The organism is Acinetobacter sp. 742879 (genome assembly GCF_000588535.1).
GTDB lineage: Bacteria > Pseudomonadota > Gammaproteobacteria > Pseudomonadales > Moraxellaceae > Acinetobacter > Acinetobacter pittii.
Genome location: NZ_JFYC01000049.1, coordinates 1 through 382, shown reverse-complemented (window position 1 = coordinate 382; position 382 = coordinate 1). Strand labels below are relative to the sequence as shown.

Genomic DNA, 382 nt, shown 5'->3' with positions numbered 1-382 from the left:
CCCTATACGTCCACTTTCGTGTTTGCAGAGTGCTATGTTTTTAATAAACAGTTGCAGCGGCCTGGTTTCTGCGGCTGTCGTCAGCTCAGGAAGCAAGTTCCATCACCAACAACAGCGTACCTTCTCCCGAAGTTACGGTACCATTTTGCCTAGTTCCTTCAGCAGAGTTCTCTCAAGCGCCTTGGTCTACTCGACCTGACCACCTGTGTCGGTTTCGGGTACGATTCCTGTGTAACTGAAGCTTAGAGACTTTTCCTGGAAGCATGGCATCAACCACTTCGCTGTACAAGTACAGCTTGCTATCAGATCTCAGCATAGAGTACCCCGGATTTGCCTAAGATACATGCCTACATCCTTTCACCTGGACAACCAACGCCAGGCT

1 rRNA gene is annotated in these 382 nt (G+C 49.5%); it reads right to left on the bottom strand.

The features are described 5' to 3' along the window. Positions 1-382 (bottom strand): 23S ribosomal RNA (locus tag J690_RS0104870); the annotation flags it as partial.